This window comes from Klebsiella sp. HMSC16A12 (genome assembly GCF_001808265.1).
Lineage (GTDB): Bacteria > Pseudomonadota > Gammaproteobacteria > Enterobacterales > Enterobacteriaceae > Klebsiella > Klebsiella pneumoniae.
Genome location: NZ_KV792625.1, coordinates 47,699 through 69,233, shown reverse-complemented (window position 1 = coordinate 69,233; position 21,535 = coordinate 47,699). Strand labels below are relative to the sequence as shown.

Here is a 21,535-nt window from a genome sequence, read left to right as displayed (position 1 = left end):
TTATGTCTTACTCTGTGTGGCAGGAAAAAAATGACTTCAATCAGTAACGACTCTACATTATCGCCGCGGACGCAACGTGATACTCGGCGGATGAACTGGTTTGTTTCCATCGCCGCGGCGGTGGCTGGCTTGCTCTTTGGCCTGGATATCGGCGTGATATCCGGAGCGTTGCCCTTTATAACCGACCATTTCACCTTATCCAGCCAGCTTCAGGAGTGGGTGGTTAGCAGCATGATGTTGGGGGCGGCGATAGGCGCGCTGTTTAACGGCTGGCTGTCTTTCCGCCTTGGCCGTAAATACAGCCTGATGGCGGGGGCCGTACTCTTTGTGGCCGGCTCTATCGGATCCGCTTTTGCCGCCAGCGTGGAGGTGCTGCTGGTGGCCCGCGTGGTGTTGGGCGTGGCAGTCGGGATTGCCTCTTATACCGCGCCGCTGTACCTCTCCGAGATGGCCAGCGAGAACGTGCGCGGGAAAATGATCAGTATGTATCAGCTGATGGTCACCCTTGGCATTGTGCTGGCGTTTCTTTCCGATACCGCCTTTAGCTACAGCGGTAACTGGCGCGCCATGCTGGGCGTGCTGGCGCTGCCGGCGGTGATCCTGATCATTCTGGTCGTCTTTTTGCCGAACAGCCCGCGCTGGCTGGCGGAGAAGGGACGCCATATCGAAGCGGAAGAAGTGCTGCGGATGCTGCGCGATACCTCGGAAAAGGCGCGCGACGAGCTTAACGAGATCCGTGAGAGCCTCAAGCTGAAGCAGGGCGGTTGGGCGTTGTTTAAGGTCAATCGTAACGTGCGCCGGGCGGTGTTCCTGGGCATGCTGCTGCAGGCGATGCAGCAGTTCACCGGCATGAACATCATCATGTACTATGCGCCGCGTATCTTTAAAATGGCGGGCTTTACCACTACTGAACAGCAGATGATCGCCACCCTGGTGGTGGGCCTGACCTTTATGTTTGCCACCTTTATTGCGGTGTTCACAGTGGATAAAGCGGGCCGCAAGCCAGCGCTGAAAATCGGCTTTAGCGTGATGGCGCTGGGCACTCTGGTGCTGGGCTACTGCCTGATGCAGTTCGACAATGGCACCGCATCCAGCGGCCTCTCCTGGCTCTCCGTCGGCATGACCATGATGTGTATTGCCGGGTATGCGATGAGCGCGGCGCCGGTGGTGTGGATCCTCTGCTCCGAGATCCAGCCGCTAAAATGCCGCGACTTCGGTATCACCTGCTCGACCACCACCAACTGGGTGTCGAACATGATCATCGGCGCCACTTTCCTGACGCTGCTTGACGCAATTGGCGCCGCCGGCACCTTCTGGCTCTACACGGCGCTCAACGTGGCCTTTATCGGCATCACCTTCTGGCTGATCCCGGAAACCAAGAATGTCACCCTCGAGCACATTGAGCGCAACCTGATGGCGGGCGAGAAGCTGCGCAACATCGGTAATCGTTAATGTGAGGCGCGCGGCAACCACGGGCTGGCGACTTTGCGCGTCTCCCGATGGTTGTCGCCGTGAATGATATGCAGGGCGCTCAGGCGCCCGATGTCATAATGCGGCAGTTGCACTGTGGAGAGCGGCGGTAGAAACAGATCGCCAATGCCCACCATGTTGTCGTATCCCACTACCGCCACGTCCTGTGGAATGCGTAACCCCTGGCCCAGCAGCGTCTGATAGACCATAAACGCGATGCGATCGTTGCCGCAGATCACTGAGTCAAAGCCAGGTTTACCCTCGCGGATATGCGCCAGCACCACCGCCGGGATATCGTGGTAATGCTCATCGCCCTGGCCCATATACGAATGGCTCAGATGGTCCGGTTCGATACCGGCCTCCCGGCAGGCGCGCTCCAGCCCCAGGCGGCGGCGGATCGTCGCCGGCTGGCTGGCGGGTAAGTGCAGGCACAGCGGACGACGATAGCCAGCGGCAAGCAGGGCTTTCACCGCGTCGTACTGCCCCTGTTCATCGTCCGGGATATAGCTGGCCACCGGCTGGCTGAGGCTTTCGCAGTTGGCCAGCACGCAGGGCAGAGTCAGCAGTTTCTCCGGCAGCGGTACCTGGCGCAGGCCCATGGTGGTAAAGATAATGCCGTCCGGACGGTGGGAGAGGAGCAGGTCGACCACCGCTTCCGGACGATCGTCAGAAAACATATTGACCACAAAGCTGTTCCAGCCGTGGGCGCGGGCCGTCTCTTCGATCGATAAGGTGATCTCCACCGAAAACGGTGTGGTCACGGTATCCAGCGCCAGCACGCCGATGGTGCTGGGGGTGGCGCGCGCCCCGCGGATCTTCTTCGCCGACAGGTCGGGGACGTAGTTGGTTTCGGCGATGGCGGCCTGCACGCGGGCCAGCGTCTCAGGCTTCAGCCGCTCCGGGGTGTTCAGCGCCCGTGAGACGGTCATCAGAGATACATTCGCCAGTTTTGCTACATCTTTCAGGGACGCCATTTTTTCCTCCGCCATTGCCGCAGAGTACAGGCTATACAACTAAGTCGCTGATGTAAAAGAGTGAAACGATTTTCTGCTATCGCCATCGTGAGCTATGTTGCGGTTGATTTTTGATCGCGATCGCATCTTCATTATGTTAACGTTAACCTTTGTGATTAACATCATATATCGCAGCGAATCCACCTGCGTTTTGTTTTTTGTTAACGTTACCATAATTGCATTCCTCTAACACGAGAATGTCATGATGAAAGCGCCTCACTCACACAGCTACCCGTTGCTCAGTGCCTTACTGTTTTTCTTTTTCGTGACCTGGTCGTCATCCGGCTCCTTGCTCTCTATCTGGCTTCACCAGGAGGTTGGGCTGAAGGCAGGCGATACCGGTATTATCTATGCCGTACTGTCGGTTTCCGCGCTGTTTGCGCAAGTTTGCTATGGATTTATCCAGGACAAGCTGGGGCTGCGCAAACATCTGCTCTGGTATATCACCGCGCTGCTGATCCTCTCTGGTCCGGCGTATCTGCTGTTCGGCCACCTGCTGAAAATCAACGTCCTGTTGGGCAGCATTTTTGGCGGGATCTATATCGGTTTGACCTTTAACGGCGGCATCGGCGTGCTGGAATCTTACACCGAGAGGGTGGCGCGTCAGAGCCAGTTTGAATTCGGCAGGGCGCGGATGTGGGGCTCGCTGGGCTGGGCGGTGGCCACCTTCTTCGCCGGCCTGCTGTTTAACATCAATCCGCAGCTTAACTTCCTCGTCGCCAGCTGTTCCGGGCTGGTGTTCTTTATCCTGCTGGCGCGTCTGCGGGTCTCCTCGGCGCCGCATGCGATGCAGGAGGCGGTATCGGGCGGTAAGGTGACCCTCGAAGATGCGCTGCGCCTGCTGACGCTGCCGCGCTTTTGGGCGCTGGTCTTCTTCGTCATCGGCACCTGCATTTACGGCGTCTATGACCAGCAGTTCCCGGTCTATTTCTCATCGCAGTTCGCGACCCTGCAGGAAGGCAATGAGATGTATGGCTACCTCAACTCCTTCCAGGTGTTCCTCGAGGCGGCCGGCATGTTCTGCGCGCCGTGGCTGGTGAACCGCATCGGCGCCAAAAACGGTCTGATTTTCGCCGGCATGGTGATGGCGATGCGCATGGTGGCCTCCGGTCTGGTGGAGGGGCCGCTGCTGATCTCCATCACCAAACTGCTGCACGCGGTGGAGTTGCCGATACTGCTGGTAGCTATCTTTAAGTACAACAGCCTCAACTTCGATAAACGTCTCTCCTCCACCCTCTATCTGGTGGGCTTCGCCTGCACCAGCTCGATTATCGCCAGCGTATTGTCGCCGCTGGCGGGCTACAGCTATGAAAAATATGGCTTCGCCCAGTCCTACCTAATCATGGGCCTGCTGGTGTTCTGCACCACCTTTATTTCCATCTTCTTGTTGCGCTCCGGCAAATCCTCCGCCGATCCGCTGGTGTCGCAACCTACCGCTATCTGAATCAAAAAGAGTGAAAATGATGACTTACACAATCTCCCGGGCTGAACAGGTACTCCAGACACAACGCCAGGCGCTGAATCTGCGCTGGTATCCGCACTATCACCTGGCGGCCCGCGCCGGGTGGATCAACGACCCAAACGGTCTGGTGTGGTTCGACGGCTGGTACCATGCCTTTTATCAACATCACCCGTACTCCACCCAGTGGGGACCGATGCACTGGGGGCACGCGCGCAGTAAGGATCTGGTGCACTGGGAGCATTTGCCGGTAGCCCTGGCGCCGGAGGGCCCGGAGGATAAAGACGGCTGCTTTTCCGGCTCGGCGGTGGTCGATGGCGATACCCTGGCGCTGATTTACACCGGGCATAAGTTCCACGGCGATCCTGGCGACGAAGCCAATCTGTATCAGGTGCAGTGTCTGGCCACCAGCCGCGACGGGATCCACTTTGAGCGCCAGGGGATGGTGGTCGACACCCCGCCGGGTATGCACCACTTCCGTGACCCGAAGGTCTGGCGTGAAGGAGACAGCTGGTACATGATCGTCGGCGCGCGCGAAGGCGATACCGGCCAGGTGCGGCTGTACCGTTCAGCCGATCTGCGCCAGTGGCAGGACGCGGGGGTGCTGGATGAAGCGGAAAGCACCATGGGCTATATGTGGGAGTGCCCGGACTTCTTCACCCTCAACGGCAAACGCGTTCTGATGTTTTCCCCACAGGGGATGCAGGCCGCGGGGTTCAGCAACCGCAATCTGTTCCAGAGCGGCTATCTGATCGGCGAGTGGCAGCCAGGCCAGCGTTTTATTCGCCATGGCGAATTCCGGGAGATGGATAACGGCCACGATTTCTATGCCCCGCAAAGCTTCGCCACCCCCGATGGCCGGCGGATCGTGATTGGCTGGCTGGATATGTGGGAATCGCCGCTGCCGGAGCAGCAGGACGGCTGGGCGGGCATGCTCTCCTTGCCGCGCGAGCTGAGCCTGAGCGCGGATGACCGCCTGCAGATGCGCCCGGTGAAAGAAGTGGAGAGCCTGCGCGGCGCCTGGTTCCCGTGGCCGGTCAGCACCCTGAACAACCAGCAGACGACGATGGTCGACAACTGCGAGGCGATGGAGGTGAATCTGCGCTGGGACTGCGCCCGCAGCAGCGCCGAGCAGTATGGTCTGCGCTTTGGCGATGGCCTGCGCATCTACGTGGATGCCCAACAGCAGCGTCTGGTGCTGGAGCGGCATTATCCGCAGTATGGCCTGTGCGGGACGCGCAGCGTGCCGTTGACCGCCGGAGCGGATCTCAACCTGCGAATATTTTTCGATAGCTCTTCGGTGGAGGTTTTTGTCAATGACGGCGAAGCCTGCCTGAGCAGCCGTATCTATCCGCAGGCTCCCCGCCGTGAATTAGCGTTATTTGCCTGGAGCGGCTCGGCGGCATTAAACGAAGCCGGCGCCTGGCAGCTCGAATAATAATAAGGCTGTTGTCGTTAATAACCCGTCTTTGACGATGGGCGGGTTATTATTGCCTGCATCGTCGTGCGTTACCCATTAATAAAAAATTCAGTTCATTCCATAATAAAAGGGTTTACCGATGAATAAAATCTGGGTCGGGTGTTTTCTGACGTCTCTGTATCTGCCATCCGTTATGGCGCAGGCGCCGTTATCGCTGGAGGAGCGACTGGCGCAAATGGAGCAGCGGCTAAAGGCGACGGAGGCGCGCGCCGCCAGCGCAGAGGCGGAAATTAAGACGCTGAAAGGCCAGCAGCAGGCCGCGACGGTCGCCCGCGCGGCGCCTGCTTCGCCGCGTTTGCAGCTAAATGACAATGGCGAATTAAAATTTTATGGCGACGTCGAATTTAACCTCGATGGCGCCAGTCGCACCGGCAGCCTGACGTCGGTCAAAACCAGCGCGAATAAAAGCTGGGCGCCCGGCGATAAAGAGCGCTGGGATATTAACGGTCGTATTCTGCTGGGTTTCGATGGCAGACGGAATGGCGCCGACGGGCAATATGCCGGATTCAGCGTGCAGCCTCTGGCGGATATGGATGGCAAAATGAATCTTGATGATGCGGTATTTTTCTTCGGCCAGCAGGATGACTGGAAAATAAAAATAGGCCGCTTTGAAGCCTGGGATATGTTCCCGCTGAATCAGGATACCTTTATTGAATATTCCGGAAATACCGCCAACGATCTCTATTCCGATGGCTATGGCTATATTTACATGATGAAAGAGGGGCGCGGGCGCAGCAGCAGCGGCGGTAACCTTCTGTTTAGCAAAACGGTGGATAACTGGTATTTCGAAGTTAACACCCTGGTGGAGGACGGCAGTTCGCTGTTTGTCGATCAGAACTATCATGGTAACGCGCTGGAAAACCGCAAAAATGTGGTGTACGTGCGGCCGGTGGCGGCGTGGCAGTCCGGCGCCTGGTCGGCGGCCGCGGCGATAGAGAGCAATCTCGTCAACAATGCTTACGGCTATCAGAGCCAGAGCGGACGCTGGGTCGACCAGTCAAACCGCACCGGCTACGGGCTGACCATGAGCTGGAACACCCTGAAAAGCGATCCGCAGGATGGGGCGGTGGTTAATCTGAGTACCGCCCTGCTGGACGCGGCGGACGAAACCGACTTCAGCGCCGGGATCAACGCCCTTTGGCATCGCGTGGAGCTGGGCTATATCTATGCGCACAATAAAATCGACCAGTTCAATATGGCCGGGGTGACCAGCGAATGCGATGGCGATTGCGCTATCCTGGCGCCGGGGCGCTATGACATCCATACCCTGCACACCTCCTGGCAGTTGCCGAATATCATGGCGATGCCGAACTTCAATATTTACCTTGGCGCCTATGCCTCGTGGCTCGATTCCACGGCAGCGAAGAGCGGGAATCCCGATGAACGCTACGGCGCCCGGGTGCGCTTTAAATATTTCTTCTGACAGGGCCGTCTGGCAGACCCTCCCGCGGCGTGCGCCGCGGGAGAGTTCAGACGGGCAGGTTAGCGCATCGCGCGGCGCAGAATGCGGTCGGTCTGGCGCTGGAAGTCCTCGGCCGCTTCTTCCACCGACTTTTTACCGTAGTCGATGTACTGCAGGGTGGTGCCGAACTGGGCGACGATCTGCGGATCGTCGAAGTAAGGGGAGACCGGCAGAGCGGTGGGCAGGGATTGCGCCAGCTTCAGGCCGGACACCGCCGGATCGTCGGCTTTGATTACCCCATCCTCGGTCAGGTAGGTGACCGCCGCTTTACTCAGCGGCACGCCGCGCTCCAGTCCAAGAATATCCACCCCTTCTTTGCTGTTCAGCAGGAAGTTAATCACTTTCGCCGCCGCCTGCGGGTTTTTCGTCGATTTGCCAATCGACAACATTTGCGCGGGCTTGAAGAACAGTCCGGCATCGGTGGCGCCCGGCAGCATCGGGTATTCCCCCAGCACCAGCTTCGCCGGCGGCTTCAGGTTATCGGAATATTTGTTGATGGTGGAGTTCCACATGTAGGTCCCGCCCCATTCGCCCTGGATCCACGGCTTCATTTCGTACATGTTGCTCTTGCCGAAGGAGGCATAGTAGCGGGTGTCCGGCATCACATGGCTGTCGATAAGCTTCTTATACATACCGAAGAAATCCGCCCACTGCGCTTTGCTGTAGGAGAATTTTCGCCCTTTCTCATCGATGGCCGGCTGATTGTATTTTTGCACCATATAAGAGTTGAGCAGGGCCAGCACGTCCTGGTGTTCGAGCACCACCGGGTAGTACTGTTTCCCGAGCTTGCTTTCGAAAGTTTTTCCCGCCGCCATGAGTTCATCCCAGGTTTTCGGGAAGGGGATGTCCGCCTTTTTCCATGCTTCGTCGTTAAAGTAGAAGACGCGGGCGGTGACGGAAATTGGAATACCGTTAAGCTTGCCGTTGACCGTGGTGGACTGCAGTTCTTTGGCGTCGAACTGGCTGAGGTCGATCTCGTCTTTCAGGGTATTCAGATCGTAAAAGCCATCGCCATTTTTCGAAAAGATCGGCAGCCAGTTCCAGTTGGTCTGCATCACGTCAGGCTCGGTACCGCCGGCAATCTGGGTGGTCAGGCGTGAAAGATGGCCGTCCCAGCCGGTGTATTCTGCTTTGACGTTGATGTCTGGGTTTTGTTTGTGGAATTCCTCCAGCGCCTTGAGGGTGACCTGATGGCGGCCGTTGCCCCCCCACCAGGACATACGCAGGTCGACATCCTGCGCTAGCGAAGAGAAGGCGCTAAGGCCCAGGGTGGCGGAGAGGGTGGCGCTTATCAGCACGTTTTTCATTGTTATGCTCCAGGGTTCACAGAGAGAGGTTCTGTTCGGTTTTGGCGTCAAAGATGTGACACTTGTTGAGATCAAAGGTGAAATAGACTTTGCGATTCAGTCCCCTGGCAATCATCGGCTTCGCATCGTCCGACGGCACGCGGGCGGTCAGCTCATAATCAGCAACCCTGAGATAAACAAAGAATTCATGTCCCATGTTTTCTACGCGTACCATTTCACCCGCGCAGGAACCTTCGGCAAACGGTTCATCGGAGAGAGAGACAAACTCCGGGCGCACGCCAAAGAACACCTGCTGATTCTTATGGGTTTCAACTTTGCTTTGCAGCCGATCGTTGAGCGGCAGCCGCTGATCGCCCAGCGTCAAATGCAGGCGACCACCGTGCTCAACCAACTGGCTGGGACGAATATTCATCTCCGGCGCGCCGATAAACCCGGCGACAAACATATTTTTCGGCTGGTGGTAGAGATTGTCCGGGGTATCAACCTGCATAATGTGGCCTAGCTTCATCACGCAGATGCGGTCGCCCATGGTCATCGCTTCCGTCTGATCGTGGGTGACGTAGACGGTGGTCGCCGGTTTGCCAGATTTTTTCAACTGCTTATGCAGATCGGAAATGCGGATCCGCATCGAGGCGCGCAACTTGGCGTCAAGGTTGGAGAGCGGTTCGTCGAACAGGAAGACGTCCGGTTTTTTGACGATCGCCCGGCCCACCGCCACGCGCTGCGCCTGGCCACCGGAGAGCTGGCGCGGCAGGCGATCGAGCAGTTCTTCCAGTTCGAGAATTTTCGCCGCTTCTTCCACCTGTCTGTCGATTTGCGCCTTCGGCAGCTTGCTCAGCTTCAGGCCGAAGGCGAGGTTTTCGCGCACCGTCATATGCGGATAGAGGGCGTAGTTCTGGAACACCATCGCGATGCCACGGGATTTAGGCGCCAGGTTGTTGACGATTTTGTCCCCAATCCGCACCTCGCCGCCGCTGATGGTCTCCAGGCCCGCCAGCATGCGCAGGGTGGTCGATTTGGCGCAGCCGGAGGGGCCGACGATCACCATAAATTCGCCATCGGCAATCTTCAGGTCGATACCATGCACCGCTTTAAACCCGTTGGAGTAGACTTTTTCCAGTTTGTTGAAAATCACTTCAGCCATGATATTTCCCTCTTAACCTTTGATTCCGCTGCTGGTCACGCCCTGCACGAAGTAGCGTTGAGCCAGGAAGAAGACAATGATGGACGGCAGAATGGAGATGCTCGCCATTGCCAGAATTTCGTTCCACGGCGCGCCTTCCGTGACGTCGATAGACATTTTTAGCGCCAGCGCGATGGGATACTTATCGACGCTGTAGACGTAGATCAGCGGACCGATAAAGTCGTTCATCGACCACATAAACTGGAACAGCGCCACCGAGATAATGGCCGGCTTGAGGATCGGCACCACCACATACCACAGCACCTGGATGGAGTTGCAGCCGTCGATCTGCGCCGCCTCTTCCATATCGCGCGGCACGCCGCGCAGAAACTGGATCAGCATGAAGACGAAGAAGCCCTGGGTGGCGAAGGCCAGCGGCAGGTACAGCGGCAGATAGCTGTTCAGCATCCCCATTTCGCGGAACATCAGGTACTGCGGGATCAGCAGGACGGTGCTTGGCAGCAGCATGGTGGTGATAAGCGTTGCGAACCAGAACTTCTTCCACGGGATCTCAAAGCGTGCGAAGCCGTACGCCACGATGGTGGAGGAAATGATCGTTAACACCACTTTCGGGATCACATACTTAAAGGTGTTCAGCATATAGTGGCCGAAATGGTATTCGGTGCCGGTCTTCCAGCCGTTGATAAACCCGTCCCAGGTGGCATGGGCAGGCCACAGCCCGAGGGTGGTGAAGATCTCGTGGTTCGGCTTGAACGAGGCGGAGAACATCCACGCCAGCGGGTAGAGCATCAGCAGGCCGACGAATATCAGCACGACGTAGCGCACCACCCGGCTCACCTTTTCCCGGCGCAGCGTACGGGCGACCTCACGATCGGCGTCGCTCATCACCGGCGCCATCTGTTGAATATCAGCCATTTTTGCCTCCCTTATCGGCGGAGTAGAAGACCCAGTATTTCGATGACTTAAAGGCGATCGACGCAAAGACCGCCACGACGAGGAACAGCACCCACGCCAGCGCGGCGCCATAGCCCATGTCGAAGTACTTAAAGGCGGTATCGTAGATATAGAGTGAGAACAGGTAGGTGTAATAGGTCGGACCGCCGCCGGTTATCACGTACGGGCCGGTAAACTCCTGGAACGCCTGGGTGGTCTGCATAATAAAGTTGAAGAAAATCACCGGGGTGATCAGCGGCACGGTGACCTTCATGAACATCTGCCACTTTGAGGCGCCGTCAATCATTGCCGCCTCATACTGCGACTGCGGAACGTTCTGCAGCGCGGCGAGGAAGATGACCATCGCGGAGCCAAACTGCCAGACGCGCAGCAGGGTGACCGACATCAGCGCCAGGGAGGGTTCCCCCAGCCAGTTGATGGCATCGATGCCAAAGACGGCGAGAAAACTGTTCAGCAGGCCGTCAATGGCGAACAGGGCGCGCCACAGCACGGCAATCGCCACCGAGCTGCCGAGGATCGACGGAATGTAGTAGGCGGTGCGGAAAAAGCCGATGCCGCGCAGTTTGAAATTGAGCACAAAAGCAATGCCGAGGGCGAAAGCCAGTTTTAAGGGGATGGTTAAAAAGACGTAGGCAAAGGTCACCCCCATCGATTTCCAGAACAGGCTATCCTCGGTCAACATATAGCGATAGTTTTCGATGCCGTTAAATACCGGCGGGCTCATCAAGTCGTACTCGGTAAAACTGAGAAAGAAAGATGAAACAAAGGGAAAAGCGGTAAAGACGATCAGCCCGATGATATAGGGCGATATCCATGCCAATCCCAGCAGCTTGTTTTCATTCATACATACCTACCTGGCTTACGAGTTGTAATACGGATCCGGTGACGCCGCGCTGTCGGCCTTTTACGCCTGACAACGCAAAAATGTCTGAACGCTTCCTCTGCTTAACATGTCCTTGTTAATTAATGGGTTATTCTTTAACTGGTCTAGCAGGTAAGGGCTGTCAGCCTTTTTTTATGCTGAACTGTTTTTTATAAAACACCGTTTTAATTTCATTTTATTGCGATTTGTTTCTGCGTCATGCAGATCAGGATGGAAATGTGATCAAAGTCGAAACGATGTTTCAAAAAGGTGAGGTGGTAAGCATTTTGGCCGTAAAGGGCGCCTGAAAGGAATGAAAAATTAGGCTTAACTGAGCGGGAAATATAATTACCAGGATAATGATTGTGGCCGCATCTTTTTATTGAAGGGCGCCGGGCAGTAACCGGGGACGGCGAACGCCCCCGTTATGGATTAGCCTTCAAGAAAATCTTCGCGAATGGGAGTAAAGGTATCGAGCAGCGTGCCGGGCTGCAGGCAGACGCAGCCGTGCATAATCCCCGGCCGCTTATACAACGTATCGCCGGCGCTGACGACGCGCGTCTCCTCGCCGATGGTGAACTCGAACTCGCCGGAAAGCACATAGGTGAGCTGTTCGTGAGGATGGTTATGCATCGGGCCGACGGCGCCGGCGGCAAAATTCACCTCCACGGCCATCATTTTGCCGTCGTGGGCCAGAATGCGGCGGGTTACGCCATTGCCGAGGTCTTCAAGGGTGGTGTCTTTATGAAAAATAAACATCGGGCGATCCTGTTGTTAAAGTGAAACGTTGTTTCATTTAACTTATCCCACTCTTCATGAAAAAGAAATACGCGGCCAGAGAAGTGGAAAGTTGATCACAAGTTTGCTTCACTGGCAGAAACGACATAAGGAGCAGAAGATGAAAACCATTGGCCTGTTAGGCGGCATGAGCTGGGAGTCCACGATCCCCTATTATCGGTTGATCAATGAGGGCGTTAAGGCGCGACTGGGCGGCCTGCACTCTGCCAGCCTGGTGCTGCACAGCGTCGATTTTCACGACATCGAAGCCTGCCAGTCCGCCGGCGACTGGGATCGCGCCGGAGAGATCCTTGCTGAGGCCGCGGTCGGGCTGCAGCAGGCGGGGGCCGAAGGCATTGTCCTGTGCACCAACACCATGCATAAAGTCGCAGATGCCATCGCCGCCCGCTGCCAGGTTCCCTTCCTGCATATTGCCGATGCCACCGGACGGGCGATTGCCGCCAAAGGTCAGCGCCGGGTCGCGCTGCTGGGCACCCGCTATACCATGGAGCAGACCTTTTACCGCGGTCGTCTGCAGGAGCAGTTTGCCATCGAGACGCTGATCCCTGAGGCTGACGATCGGGCGCAGATCAATCAGATCATCTTCGACGAACTTTGTCTCGGCACCTTCAGCGAGGCGTCGCGGGATTATTATCTGCAGACGATCGCCGCCCTGGCGGAGCAGGGGGCGGAAGGGGTTATTTTCGGCTGTACGGAGATTGGCCTGCTGGTGCCTGCCGAGCTCAGCCCGCTGCCGGTCTTTGACACCACGGCGATCCACGCGGAAGACGCGGTCAACTTTATGCTCTCTGCAGGACCGACGCCAGCGGCGTGAGGATCTGCGGCAGACTCTGCTGCAGGTGGGCAACAAAGGCGTCGACCAGCGCCGAGCGCGGGCGGTGGAGAGGGCGGATCAGGCTGACGGTAAACGGCACCTCGACGCTGAAGCGGCGCACCACCACGCCGCTATCGGCATAGTCCAGGGCGGTTAACGGATTCACCACCGAGATCCCGGCGCCGGCGCGCACCATGGCGCAGATCGAGGCCGCGCTGTGGGTTTCGACCACCATCCGCCGTTTAACCTGATGCTCAAGGAACAGGGCGTCGAGCAGCTGGCGATAGCTGTCGGTGCGCGACAGGCTGATGTAGTTTTCGCCCTGAAAATCGGCGGGGGTCAGCGTCGCCTGCGCCGCCAGCGGATGGCCGGCGGGCAGCACGCAGACTTCATTCAGCGTCAGCAGCGGGGTGCGTTCGGTGCCCGCGGGGGTATGCAGGGTCTCCGTCAGGCCAAGGTCATGGCGCTGGGCGGAGAGCCACTCCTCCAGCAGCGGCGACTCCTGGGGGACGATCTGCAGGCTGACCTCCGGGTAGCGAGCGAGAAACGGCGGCAACAGCAGCGGCAGAAAGGACTGGGAAAACACCGGCAGACAGGCGATCGACAGCTCGCCCTGGCGGAACTCGCGCAGGCTCTCGGCGGCGCTGACGATACGGTCCAGGCCATACCAGGAGCGCTGAACCTCCTCAAACAAACGCAGGCCCTGCACCGTCGGCTGCAGGCGACCGCGGGTCCGCTCAAACAGTTGCAGGCCGAGCACCTTCTCAAAGCGCGCCAGCTCGCGGCTGACCGTGGGTTGCGAGGTGTGCAGCATTCGCGCCGCTTCGGTCAGGTTGCCGGTGGTCATCACCGCGTGAAAGATTTCGATATGACGCAAATTGACGGCTGGCATGCGGTCTCCGTGAGGCTCGGCTGGAACCATATCATTTTTGCATAGAGTCGCGATAAAACGATATTTTTTATTCGTCTGTCACTGTGGCGTAATCAGAAAAAACAGCGACCAACACACGCACTGCACCGGAGTTCTTATGCCACACTCGCTTTACGCCACCGATACTGACCTGACCGCGGACAACCTGCTGCGCCTGCCGGCGGAATTTGGCTGCCCGGTCTGGGTCTATGATGCGCAGATTATTCGCCGCCAGATAGCCCAGCTCAGCCAGTTCGACGTGGTGCGTTTTGCGCAAAAAGCCTGCTCTAACATTCATATTCTGCGTCTGATGCGTGAGCAGGGGGTGAAGGTGGACTCGGTGTCGCTGGGGGAGATCGAGCGGGCGCTGGCGGCAGGCTACGATCCGCAGCAGAATCCCGAGGATATTGTCTTCACCGCCGATCTGATCGACGACGCCACCCTCGATCGGGTGAAGGCGTTACAGATCCCGGTGAACGCCGGCTCGATCGACATGCTGAGCCAGCTGGGCGAGGTGTCGCCGGGCCATCGCGTCTGGCTGCGCGTCAACCCGGGCTTTGGCCACGGCCACAGCCAGAAAACCAATACCGGCGGTGAGAATAGCAAGCATGGCATCTGGTACAGCCACCTGCCGGCGGCGCTGGAAGTGATGCGACGCTATCAGCTGCAGCTGGTCGGGATCCATATGCATATCGGCTCTGGCGTTGACTATGGTCACCTGGAGCAGGTGTGCGGCGCGATGGTGCGCCAGGTCGTCGACTTTGGCCAGGATCTGCAGGCCATCTCCGCCGGCGGCGGTCTGTCGATTCCTTACCGCGAAGGTGAAGAGGCCATCGACACCGCCCACTATTATGGCCTGTGGAACCGCGCCCGGGAGCAGATCGCGGCCCATCTGGGGCACCCGGTGAAATTGGAGATTGAGCCCGGGCGCTTCCTGGTGGCCGAGTCCGGCGTGCTGGTGTCGCAGGTGCGCAGCGTGAAAGAGATGGGCAGCCGTCACTTTGTGCTGATTGACGCCGGCTTTAACGACCTGATGCGCCCGGCAATGTACGGTAGCTATCACCATATCACCGCTCTGGCGGGGGATGGCCGGGATCTCAGCGCCGCGCCGCAGGTCGAAACCGTGGTGGCCGGGCCGCTGTGCGAATCCGGGGATGTCTTTACCCAGCAGGAGGGGGGCAAAGTCGAGACCCGCCTGCTGCCGGCGGTAGCGCCTGGGGATTATCTGGTGCTCCATGACACCGGCGCCTACGGGGCTTCGATGTCATCCAACTATAACAGCCGTCCGCTGCTGCCGGAGGTTCTGTTTGATGGCGGCAAGGCGCGGCTGATCCGCCGTCGCCAGACCATCCAGGAGCTGCTGGCCTTAGAGCTTATTTAAAAAAAGGTCCCGTCGTCACCGACTCGCGAAGCACCAGCGTGCCGGTAAACGGCGGGATCGTTTCTATCGGCTGCTGATTGGCAAGCTTGATCGCCTGGTCGATAGCCGTAGTGATCATGTTGTCGATCGGCAGATAAACCGTCGACAGCCCCGGCTCCAGCCATTTCGCGCTTGGCGCATCGTCGAAGCCAAACAGCGACACATCCTGTGGAATACGCAGCCCCGCCTGATGCAGCGCCTTTGACGCCCCCAGCGCCATATCATCGTTACAGGAAAACAGCGCGCTGAAGTGGGCTTTCTCGTCCAGCAGTTCCCGGCACAGTTCGTAGCCGCGAGTCATCGTCGAGTCCCCATACTTCACCCGGCTCGGATCCCACTCAATACCATGTTTTATCAGCGCGTTGCGGTAGCCCTGCAGGCGAGCCTGGCCGGTAGGGGTATGCATCGGGACGGTGATGCAGGCGATATCGCGGTGGCCCTGGGTAATCAGATACTCCACGGCCTGGAAGGCGGCTTCCTGCTGTTCGAAGAACACGCAGCGTTCGCGGGCCTGCGCCACATCGCGGTTAATCACCACCAGCGGCATGGCGATCGAGTTAATCAGCGACATGATCGCCTTCTCGCTCATGTGCCGGGTATAGAGGATGATCGCATCGCACTGCCGGTCGGCGAGCATCTGCACCGCTTCCTCTTCGCGCTCCGGCGTATCATGGCCGTCGGTGACGATAAGCTGCTTTCCCCAGGCTTCGGTCTGGCGTGACGCCTGCTGCAGCAGACGGCCAAAGTAAAAGCCGTCAAAGGTGGAGACGACCAGCCCGATACTATTGCTGGTCTGATTGGCCAGCGAGCGGGCAAGGAAATTGGGCCGGTAGCCCAGCTCTTCCATCGCTTTAAAGACCTGTTGGCGGGTGCTCTCTTTCACCTGACCTGTGCCGTTCAACACGCGGGAAACCGTCGCTTTCGAGACGCCTGCGCGAATTGAGACATCCAGCATTGTAGCCATTCATCGATTCCTGATTTCACGTGGTAAAGCGCAGTTTATCACAGACCGAAAAGGGACATATCGACGGGGCGGGGCGGAAAAACCATCGCGATCACGCTTTTGGCAGGAACTGACGAGCCGACAGACTCTGGTATGCCAATGTCGATTTTATCGGATATTTGGGATACCACTGTGCGCGTTGCGAGCGCTGTCACAGAACTATTTTTGCCTGGCGACTATGTTTTGGTATGCCAAAAGTCTCTGGCTGTTCACCTGGCCGCAATAAGCCCTTTACTCTGAGGTACTCTTTTATGGCATTACAGGACAAACTGATCGACGCGCTGGGGCGTTTCGCGACGACATTCAACAGCTATCGCTACATTATGGCGATCAAATCGGCGTTTATTACCCTGATGCCGGTGATCATCGTCGGGGCCTTTTCGGTGCTGATCTCCAATATGGTGCTGGATCCGAAAAATGGGCTCGCCAGCTTTTCCTCGCTCTCCTTTCTTGCGGCGCTGAAGCCGATCACCAGCGCGCTTAACTACGCTACGCTCAACTTCCTCAATATCGGCGCCGTGTTTCTGATCGGTATTGAGCTGGGGCGGATCAACGGCATCAAAAGCCTGTTTCCCGGCCTGTTGGCGGTGATCTGCTTTATCTGCGTCACGCCGACCACGGTGGAGATGATGGTCGATGGCCAGATGCACGTGGTGAAAGATGTCCTGCTGCGCCAGTTTTCCGATACCCGCAGTCTGTTCCTTGGGATGTTCATCGCCATTCTGTCAGTGGAGATTTACTGCTGGCTGGAGGGGCGCAAGGGACTGAAGATCAAAATGCCGGATACCGTGCCGCCGAACGTCTCTGCCCTTTTTCCGCGCTGATCCCGGCGATCATCACCACCACCGCGATCGCCACCTTTGGTTTTCTCTTTCACCAGCTGACGGGAATGTATCTCTACGATGCGGTCTACCAGGTGGTGCAGCAGCCGCTGGAGCGGGTGGTGCAGAGCCTGCCGGGGATCCTGCTGCTGATTTTCGTCGCCCAGCTGTTCTGGGTGATCGGCATTCACGGCAACCAGATGATCAAGCCGATCCGCGAGCCGCTGCTGCTGGGAGCGATCACCGTCAATATGAGCGCTTTTGAGCAGGGGAAAGAGGTACCGAACATCATCACGATGCCCTTCTGGGATGTCTACATGAGCATCGGCGGCTCGGGGCTGACCATCGGCCTGCTGATTGCGGTGATGATCGCCACCAGGCGCAAAGAGATGAAAGAGATCGCCAAGCTGTCGATAGGCCCGGGGCTGTTCAATATTAACGAGCCGGTGATCTTCGGGATGCCGATCATGCTTAACCCGATCCTCGCCATCCCGTTTATCATCACCCCGCTGGTGACCGGCAGCATCGGCTATTTCGCCACCCTGACCGGCTTCGCCGGCAAGGCGGTGGTGATGGTCCCCTGGACCACGCCGCCGCTGATCAACGCCTGGCTCTCCACCGCCGGCTCGATGGGGGCGGTGGTGACCCAGCTTATCTGCATCGTCGTCGCGGTGCTTATCTATCTGCCTTTCGTCAAAATCGCCTCCCGCCGTGCCGATGCCGCGCAGCGTCAGGTAGACAATCAACAAACCGCCAACCCTGTCTGAGGAGCCTATGACTACCGTACGGATGACCATTCCCGATGATTTTATCCTTGGCGCGGCGGCTTCCGCCTGGCAGACCGAAGGCTGGAGCGGGAAAAAACCAGGGCAGGACTCCTGGCCCGATCTCTGGTACAAAAACGATCGCCACGTCTGGCATAACGGCTATGGCCCGGCGGTGGCCACCGATTTTATCAACCGCTTTCAGGAAGATGTGCAGCTGATGAAGCTGGCCGGGCTGACCCACTACCGCACCTCAATCAACTGGTCGCGCTTTCTGACCGACTACGAAAACGTCACGGTGGATGAGGAGTATGCGGCCTATTACGACCAGCTGTTCGATGCGCTGCTGGCCAACGGCATCACGCCGATGATCTGCCTTGAGCATTATGAATTGCCCGGCTATCTGCTGGAAAAGTATGGCGGCTGGGGGTCGAAAACGGTGGTTGAGCTGTTTGTGCGCTACGCGGAGAAGGTGTTTGCCCGCTACCACCCGAAGGTGACGCGCTGGTTTACCTTTAATGAGCCAATTGTGGTGCAGACCCGGGTCTATCTGGATGCTCTGCGCTGGCCCTATGAGCAGAACACCAGCACCTGGATGCAGTGGAACTATCATAAGGTGCTGGCGACCGCCAGCGTCGTGAAGCGGTTTCGCGAGCTCGGCTATCCCGGGACCGTCGGCTGCATCCTCAATCCGGAGGTGACCTACCCACGCTCACGCGCCCCCCATGACCTGCGCGCGGCGGAGATCTACGATCTGTTCTACAACCGCATGTTCCTCGACCCGCTGGTGCACGGCGTCTGGCCGCCGGAGCTTCTCGCGCTGCTTGAGCAGCATCAGGTGACGTGGGAGACCAGCGAGGAAGATCTGGCGGTTATCCGCGAGCACACCGTCGATGAGCTGGGGATTAATCTTTACTACCCGCACCGGGTCAAAGCCCCGTCGCGGGCCTGGCATCCGCATACCCCGTTCCATCCGGCCTGGTATTATGAGCCGTTTGAGCTGCCCGGCCGGCGGATGAACGCCTCCCGCGGCTGGGAAATCTACCCGCAAATCATCTTTGATATGGCGATGCGGATAAAAAATGACTATCGCAACATCCCGTGGTTCGTGGCGGAGAGCGGGATGGGGGTGGAAAACGAAGGCCAGTTCCGTAACCGCGAAGGCGTCATCGATGACAGCTACCGCATTCGTTTTATCAGCGAACATCTGTGGCACACCCTGCGCGCCCGCGAGGCAGGGGCCAACTGCCAGGGCTATATGCTGTGGGCGTTTACCGACAACGTATCGCCGATGAACGCCTTTAAAAACCGCTACGGGCTTATCGAAATCGATCTTCAAAACCATCGCGCCCGGCGACCCAAAGCCTCGGCGCACTGGTTTCGTCAACTGGGCGAACGGCGTGAACTGGTGCTGGATATCGATGATGAATACCGCTAGCCGGGGGCAATATTTGCTAAGATAGCGGCGTATTTGACTCGCAGGCATGTAACGCACAGGTGATTTTGTGGAAAAAGCGATAGTTCCGCCGGAAAAGAAGCCCTATCAGGAGATTGGTGATGACCTGCGCGCCCAGATCGCGCAGGGGCGCTACCCGGTCGGGTCGCGTTTGCCGCCGGAACGCCATATTGCCGAAACCTATGGCGTCAGCCGGACCATCGTGCGCGAAGCGCTGCTGATGCTGGAGCTGCAGGGGACGGTGGATATTCGTCAGGGATCCGGGGTGTATGTCATGCGCATTCCCCACGAGAACGACAGCGAAGAGGAGCAGCTGCTCAGCAGCGACGTCGGCCCGTTTGAAATTCTCCAGGCGCGCCAGCTGCTGGAGAGCAACATCGCCGCCTTTGCCGCGAAAATGGCCACCCGCGCCGATATCGACAATCTGAAGCGGATTATTGAACAGGAGCAGCGGGCAATCGCTCTCAACGACACCGCGCAGGATAACGCTCGTCTGTTCCATCTGGTGCTCGCCGGGGCGACGCAGAACCAGATGCTGTTGGCGACGGTAGAGCGGATCTGGCTGCAGATGGACAGCAGCCCGCTGTGGCAGCAGTTCAATGTGCATATTGCCAGCCGCGCCTGGCGGCTGAAATGGCTCGGCGACCGGCAGACCCTGCTCGCCGCGCTGCGGCGTCGCGATGTGATGGGCGCCTGGCAGGCGATGTGGCAGCATCTGGAAAACGTCAAAAACAGTCTGCTGGAGCTGTCCGATGAAGACGCCCCCGACTTTGACGGCTATCTGTTCGACTCGGTGCCGATTTTTCAGGGGAAGCTGGTATGACGATCCTGCCGCTGTACGCTGCGCCGCAGTACGTCCCGCAGGTGACCGACTGGTTGTGGCAGGCCTTTGGCGGCGAGACGCTGCCGCGGCAATTCTTCGCCAGCATCGTGCAGCATAGCCAGACGGCGGAGGCGCTGCCGTTGACCTTTATTGCCGTGGAAGGCGAGCAGTTGCTCGGCACGATTGGCCTCTGGCGCTGCGATTTGATCAGCCGCCAGGATCTGTTTCCCTGGCTGGCGGCGCTGTACGTCGCGCCCGCCGCCCGCGGTCAGGGGCTGGCCGGAAAACTGCAGCGGCATGTGATCGATTATGCCCGCCGCGCGGGCTTTCGGGAGCTCTATCTCTACTCCGCCTGCCGGGATTTCTATGAACGCTTCGGCTGGCGCTACATCGGCGAGGGACTGGATTACCCGGCCACCGCCGTGCACCTCTATCGCTATGACTTATCGCCTTCCTGCGGGGCGACCACCGAGTGACGACGGACCAGCGTCGGGCTGAACAGATGGGTGATCTCCGGCGCCGGCCGTTGCTCCGCCAGGGCTAAAGCCAGCTCGGCCGCCTGGGTCGCCATCGTAACGATCGGATAGCGGACGGTAGTCAACCGCGGGCGGACATAGCGCGAAATCAGGACATCGTCGAAGCCAATCAGCGAAATCTCCCGCGGAACGTCGATGCCATTGTCATTCAGCACCCCCATCGCGCCGGCGGCCATCGAGTCGTTATAGCAGGCGACGGCGCTAAAGTGGCGGCCGCGGCCAAGCAGTTCGGTCATCGCCTGTTCGCCGCCGCTTTCATCCGGCTCGGCAAACGTGACCAGCCGGTCGTTGCACGGCAGGCCGCTCTCCTCCAGCGCCGCGTAGTACCCCTGCAGCCGATCTTCCGCATCGGAGATATCATGGTTTGAGCACAGATAGCCGATACGCGTGTGCCCCTGCTGGATCAAATGGCGGGTCGCCAGCCAGGCGCCGTAGCGGTCGTCCAGCGCCACGCAGCGGGTTTCATATCCGGGCAGGATGCGGTTGATCAGCACCATGCCGGGGATCTGTTTCATTAACCCCGCCAGTTCCTCATCGGGGATCATTTTGGCGTGCACCACCAGCGCCGCGCAGCGATGGCGGATCAGCTGCTCTATCGCCTGGCGCTCCTTCTGCACGTTGTGGTAGCCATTGCCAATCAGCAAAAAATTGCCGGTGCGGTAGGCCACCTGTTCGACGGCTTTGACCATCGCGCCGAAGAAGGGGTCGGAGACATCGCCCACCACCAGGCCGACGGTTTCCGTTGACTGCTGGGCCAGCGCCCGGGCGTTCGCGTTGGGGTGATAGTTCAGGGTTTCCATCGCCGCGCCCACGGACTGACGCGAGGCTTCGCTGGCTTTGGGAGAGTTGTTGATGACGCGGGAGACGGTAGCGACGGAGACTCCTGCGAGTCGGGCTACATCCTTAATAGTCGCCATACCATGCCTTTTCTAGGGTAAGCGTTTACATACTGCTATGTTACGGGAAAGAGCGGCAGATTCAAGGCGCGGCGGCGAAGGAATGGCGCAAATGTGATTCAGCGCGGGCTTATCGGTGACCT

The 21,535-nt window shown here is 58.5% G+C and carries 19 protein-coding genes and 1 pseudogene; 11 read left to right on the top strand and 9 right to left on the bottom strand.

The window, feature by feature from the left end; translation table 11 throughout:
* The first annotated feature begins 30 nt into the window (after positions 1-30).
* On the top strand, positions 31-1,452 hold the full coding sequence (locus HMPREF3140_RS17275; RefSeq protein ID WP_002916001.1) for an arabinose-proton symporter AraE: 1,422 nt from the start codon (positions 31-33) through the stop codon (positions 1,450-1,452).
* Here the strand turns inward: HMPREF3140_RS17275 and HMPREF3140_RS17270 are convergent.
* Positions 1,449-2,444 carry a LacI family DNA-binding transcriptional regulator gene (locus HMPREF3140_RS17270; protein ID WP_004181200.1) on the bottom strand — a complete coding sequence of 332 codons (996 nt, stop codon included), beginning with the start codon at positions 2,442-2,444 and terminating at the stop codon, positions 1,449-1,451. The genes HMPREF3140_RS17275 and HMPREF3140_RS17270 overlap by 4 nt on opposite strands.
* A gap of 94 nt (positions 2,445-2,538) precedes the next feature.
* Here HMPREF3140_RS17270 and HMPREF3140_RS28860 point away from each other — a divergent pair, with 94 nt between their 5' ends.
* The 4 genes from HMPREF3140_RS28860 (at position 2,539) to HMPREF3140_RS17250 (ending at position 6,845) form a co-directional block, all read left to right on the top strand.
* Complete coding sequence (locus tag HMPREF3140_RS28860; RefSeq protein WP_004143987.1) at positions 2,539-2,673, top strand: hypothetical protein; 135 nt, start codon at positions 2,539-2,541, stop codon at positions 2,671-2,673.
* A 12-nt stretch (positions 2,674-2,685) separates the two neighbouring features.
* Positions 2,686-3,927, top strand: coding sequence for an MFS transporter (locus tag HMPREF3140_RS17260; RefSeq protein ID WP_002916000.1), 1,242 nt, complete (start codon positions 2,686-2,688; stop codon positions 3,925-3,927).
* A gap of 19 nt (positions 3,928-3,946) precedes the next feature.
* The gene (locus tag HMPREF3140_RS17255; protein WP_032413054.1) at positions 3,947-5,380 is read left to right on the top strand and encodes a glycoside hydrolase family 32 protein; all 1,434 of its coding nucleotides are present in this window, start codon (positions 3,947-3,949) and stop codon (positions 5,378-5,380) included.
* 121 nt (positions 5,381-5,501) lie between these two features.
* Complete coding sequence (locus HMPREF3140_RS17250; RefSeq protein WP_004149644.1) at positions 5,502-6,845, top strand: carbohydrate porin; 1,344 nt, start codon at positions 5,502-5,504, stop codon at positions 6,843-6,845.
* Positions 6,846-6,904: 59 nt separating this feature from the next.
* Here the strand turns inward: HMPREF3140_RS17250 and HMPREF3140_RS17245 are convergent, their stop codons facing one another.
* From HMPREF3140_RS17245 to HMPREF3140_RS17225, 5 genes are all read right to left on the bottom strand, one after another.
* On the bottom strand, positions 6,905-8,191 hold the full coding sequence (locus tag HMPREF3140_RS17245) for an ABC transporter substrate-binding protein (protein ID WP_032412325.1): 1,287 nt from the start codon (positions 8,189-8,191) through the stop codon (positions 6,905-6,907).
* A 16-nt stretch (positions 8,192-8,207) separates the two neighbouring features.
* Entirely contained in the window at positions 8,208-9,335 is a 1,128-nt protein-coding gene (locus HMPREF3140_RS17240) for an ABC transporter ATP-binding protein (RefSeq protein WP_004211903.1), read from the bottom strand.
* A gap of 12 nt (positions 9,336-9,347) precedes the next feature.
* The gene (locus tag HMPREF3140_RS17235; RefSeq protein ID WP_002915996.1) at positions 9,348-10,250 is read right to left on the bottom strand and encodes a carbohydrate ABC transporter permease; all 903 of its coding nucleotides are present in this window, start codon (positions 10,248-10,250) and stop codon (positions 9,348-9,350) included.
* A complete protein-coding gene (locus tag HMPREF3140_RS17230) occupies positions 10,243-11,133 on the bottom strand; it encodes a carbohydrate ABC transporter permease (protein ID WP_002915995.1) in 891 nt (296 codons plus the stop codon). The genes HMPREF3140_RS17235 and HMPREF3140_RS17230 overlap by 8 nt, the downstream gene beginning before the upstream one ends.
* 450 nt (positions 11,134-11,583) lie before the next feature.
* Positions 11,584-11,910: a cupin domain-containing protein gene (locus HMPREF3140_RS17225; RefSeq protein ID WP_002915993.1), complete on the bottom strand. Its 327-nt coding sequence runs from the start codon at positions 11,908-11,910 to the stop codon at positions 11,584-11,586.
* 139 nt (positions 11,911-12,049) lie between these two features.
* Here HMPREF3140_RS17225 and HMPREF3140_RS17220 point away from each other — a divergent pair, with 139 nt between their 5' ends.
* The gene (locus tag HMPREF3140_RS17220) at positions 12,050-12,763 is read left to right on the top strand and encodes an aspartate/glutamate racemase (protein ID WP_032412322.1); all 714 of its coding nucleotides are present in this window, start codon (positions 12,050-12,052) and stop codon (positions 12,761-12,763) included.
* Here the strand turns inward: HMPREF3140_RS17220 and HMPREF3140_RS17215 are convergent.
* Positions 12,729-13,655: a LysR family transcriptional regulator gene (locus HMPREF3140_RS17215; protein WP_002915991.1), complete on the bottom strand. Its 927-nt coding sequence runs from the start codon at positions 13,653-13,655 to the stop codon at positions 12,729-12,731. The genes HMPREF3140_RS17220 and HMPREF3140_RS17215 overlap by 35 nt on opposite strands.
* A gap of 136 nt (positions 13,656-13,791) precedes the next feature.
* Here HMPREF3140_RS17215 and lysA point away from each other — a divergent pair, with 136 nt between their 5' ends.
* Positions 13,792-15,054 (top strand): diaminopimelate decarboxylase, encoded by a 1,263-nt coding sequence (lysA, locus tag HMPREF3140_RS17210; protein WP_002915990.1) that lies wholly within the window; start codon positions 13,792-13,794, stop codon positions 15,052-15,054.
* Here lysA and HMPREF3140_RS17205 read toward each other — a convergent pair.
* Positions 15,047-16,048, bottom strand: coding sequence for a LacI family DNA-binding transcriptional regulator (locus tag HMPREF3140_RS17205; protein ID WP_073980548.1), 1,002 nt, complete (start codon positions 16,046-16,048; stop codon positions 15,047-15,049). The two genes, lysA and HMPREF3140_RS17205, sit on opposite strands and share 8 nt — an antisense overlap.
* 299 nt (positions 16,049-16,347) lie before the next feature.
* Here HMPREF3140_RS17205 and HMPREF3140_RS17200 point away from each other — a divergent pair.
* The 4 genes and pseudogenes from HMPREF3140_RS17200 (at position 16,348) to HMPREF3140_RS17185 (ending at position 20,436) form a co-directional block, all read left to right on the top strand.
* Positions 16,348-17,684 (top strand): annotated as a pseudogene (locus HMPREF3140_RS17200) (PTS sugar transporter subunit IIC).
* Positions 17,685-17,691: 7 nt separating this feature from the next.
* Positions 17,692-19,119: a glycoside hydrolase family 1 protein gene (locus tag HMPREF3140_RS17195; RefSeq protein ID WP_004174521.1), complete on the top strand. Its 1,428-nt coding sequence runs from the start codon at positions 17,692-17,694 to the stop codon at positions 19,117-19,119.
* Between the two features lie 67 nt (positions 19,120-19,186).
* A complete protein-coding gene (locus HMPREF3140_RS17190; RefSeq protein WP_002915985.1) occupies positions 19,187-19,960 on the top strand; it encodes a GntR family transcriptional regulator in 774 nt (257 codons plus the stop codon).
* Positions 19,957-20,436 carry a GNAT family N-acetyltransferase gene (locus HMPREF3140_RS17185; RefSeq protein ID WP_032412316.1) on the top strand — a complete coding sequence of 160 codons (480 nt, stop codon included), beginning with the start codon at positions 19,957-19,959 and terminating at the stop codon, positions 20,434-20,436. Before HMPREF3140_RS17190 ends, HMPREF3140_RS17185 begins: the two co-directional genes overlap by 4 nt.
* Here HMPREF3140_RS17185 and galR read toward each other — a convergent pair.
* Positions 20,397-21,413: an HTH-type transcriptional regulator GalR gene (gene galR / locus HMPREF3140_RS17180; protein WP_002915981.1), complete on the bottom strand. Its 1,017-nt coding sequence runs from the start codon at positions 21,411-21,413 to the stop codon at positions 20,397-20,399. The genes HMPREF3140_RS17185 and galR overlap by 40 nt on opposite strands.
* Between the last annotated feature and the right edge of the window lie 122 nt (positions 21,414-21,535).

Coding starts and splice junctions, on each gene's coding strand:
- HMPREF3140_RS17205 (WP_073980548.1), bottom strand. CDS start 16,048: ATGCTGGATGTCTCAATTCGCGCAGGCGTCTCGAAAGCGACGGTTTCC.
- HMPREF3140_RS17275 (WP_002916001.1), top strand. CDS start 31: ATGACTTCAATCAGTAACGACTCTACATTATCGCCGCGGACGCAACGT.
- galR (WP_002915981.1), bottom strand. CDS start 21,413: ATGGCGACTATTAAGGATGTAGCCCGACTCGCAGGAGTCTCCGTCGCT.
- HMPREF3140_RS17245 (WP_032412325.1), bottom strand. CDS start 8,191: ATGAAAAACGTGCTGATAAGCGCCACCCTCTCCGCCACCCTGGGCCTT.
- HMPREF3140_RS17220 (WP_032412322.1), top strand. CDS start 12,050: ATGAAAACCATTGGCCTGTTAGGCGGCATGAGCTGGGAGTCCACGATC.
- HMPREF3140_RS17270 (WP_004181200.1), bottom strand. CDS start 2,444: ATGGCGTCCCTGAAAGATGTAGCAAAACTGGCGAATGTATCTCTGATG.
- HMPREF3140_RS17225 (WP_002915993.1), bottom strand. CDS start 11,910: ATGTTTATTTTTCATAAAGACACCACCCTTGAAGACCTCGGCAATGGC.
- HMPREF3140_RS17185 (WP_032412316.1), top strand. CDS start 19,957: ATGACGATCCTGCCGCTGTACGCTGCGCCGCAGTACGTCCCGCAGGTG.
- HMPREF3140_RS17240 (WP_004211903.1), bottom strand. CDS start 9,335: ATGGCTGAAGTGATTTTCAACAAACTGGAAAAAGTCTACTCCAACGGG.
- HMPREF3140_RS28860 (WP_004143987.1), top strand. CDS start 2,539: ATGTTGCGGTTGATTTTTGATCGCGATCGCATCTTCATTATGTTAACG.
- HMPREF3140_RS17195 (WP_004174521.1), top strand. CDS start 17,692: ATGACTACCGTACGGATGACCATTCCCGATGATTTTATCCTTGGCGCG.
- HMPREF3140_RS17250 (WP_004149644.1), top strand. CDS start 5,502: ATGAATAAAATCTGGGTCGGGTGTTTTCTGACGTCTCTGTATCTGCCA.
- HMPREF3140_RS17215 (WP_002915991.1), bottom strand. CDS start 13,655: ATGCCAGCCGTCAATTTGCGTCATATCGAAATCTTTCACGCGGTGATG.
- HMPREF3140_RS17235 (WP_002915996.1), bottom strand. CDS start 10,250: ATGGCTGATATTCAACAGATGGCGCCGGTGATGAGCGACGCCGATCGT.
- HMPREF3140_RS17255 (WP_032413054.1), top strand. CDS start 3,947: ATGACTTACACAATCTCCCGGGCTGAACAGGTACTCCAGACACAACGC.
- lysA (WP_002915990.1), top strand. CDS start 13,792: ATGCCACACTCGCTTTACGCCACCGATACTGACCTGACCGCGGACAAC.
- HMPREF3140_RS17260 (WP_002916000.1), top strand. CDS start 2,686: ATGATGAAAGCGCCTCACTCACACAGCTACCCGTTGCTCAGTGCCTTA.
- HMPREF3140_RS17230 (WP_002915995.1), bottom strand. CDS start 11,133: ATGAATGAAAACAAGCTGCTGGGATTGGCATGGATATCGCCCTATATC.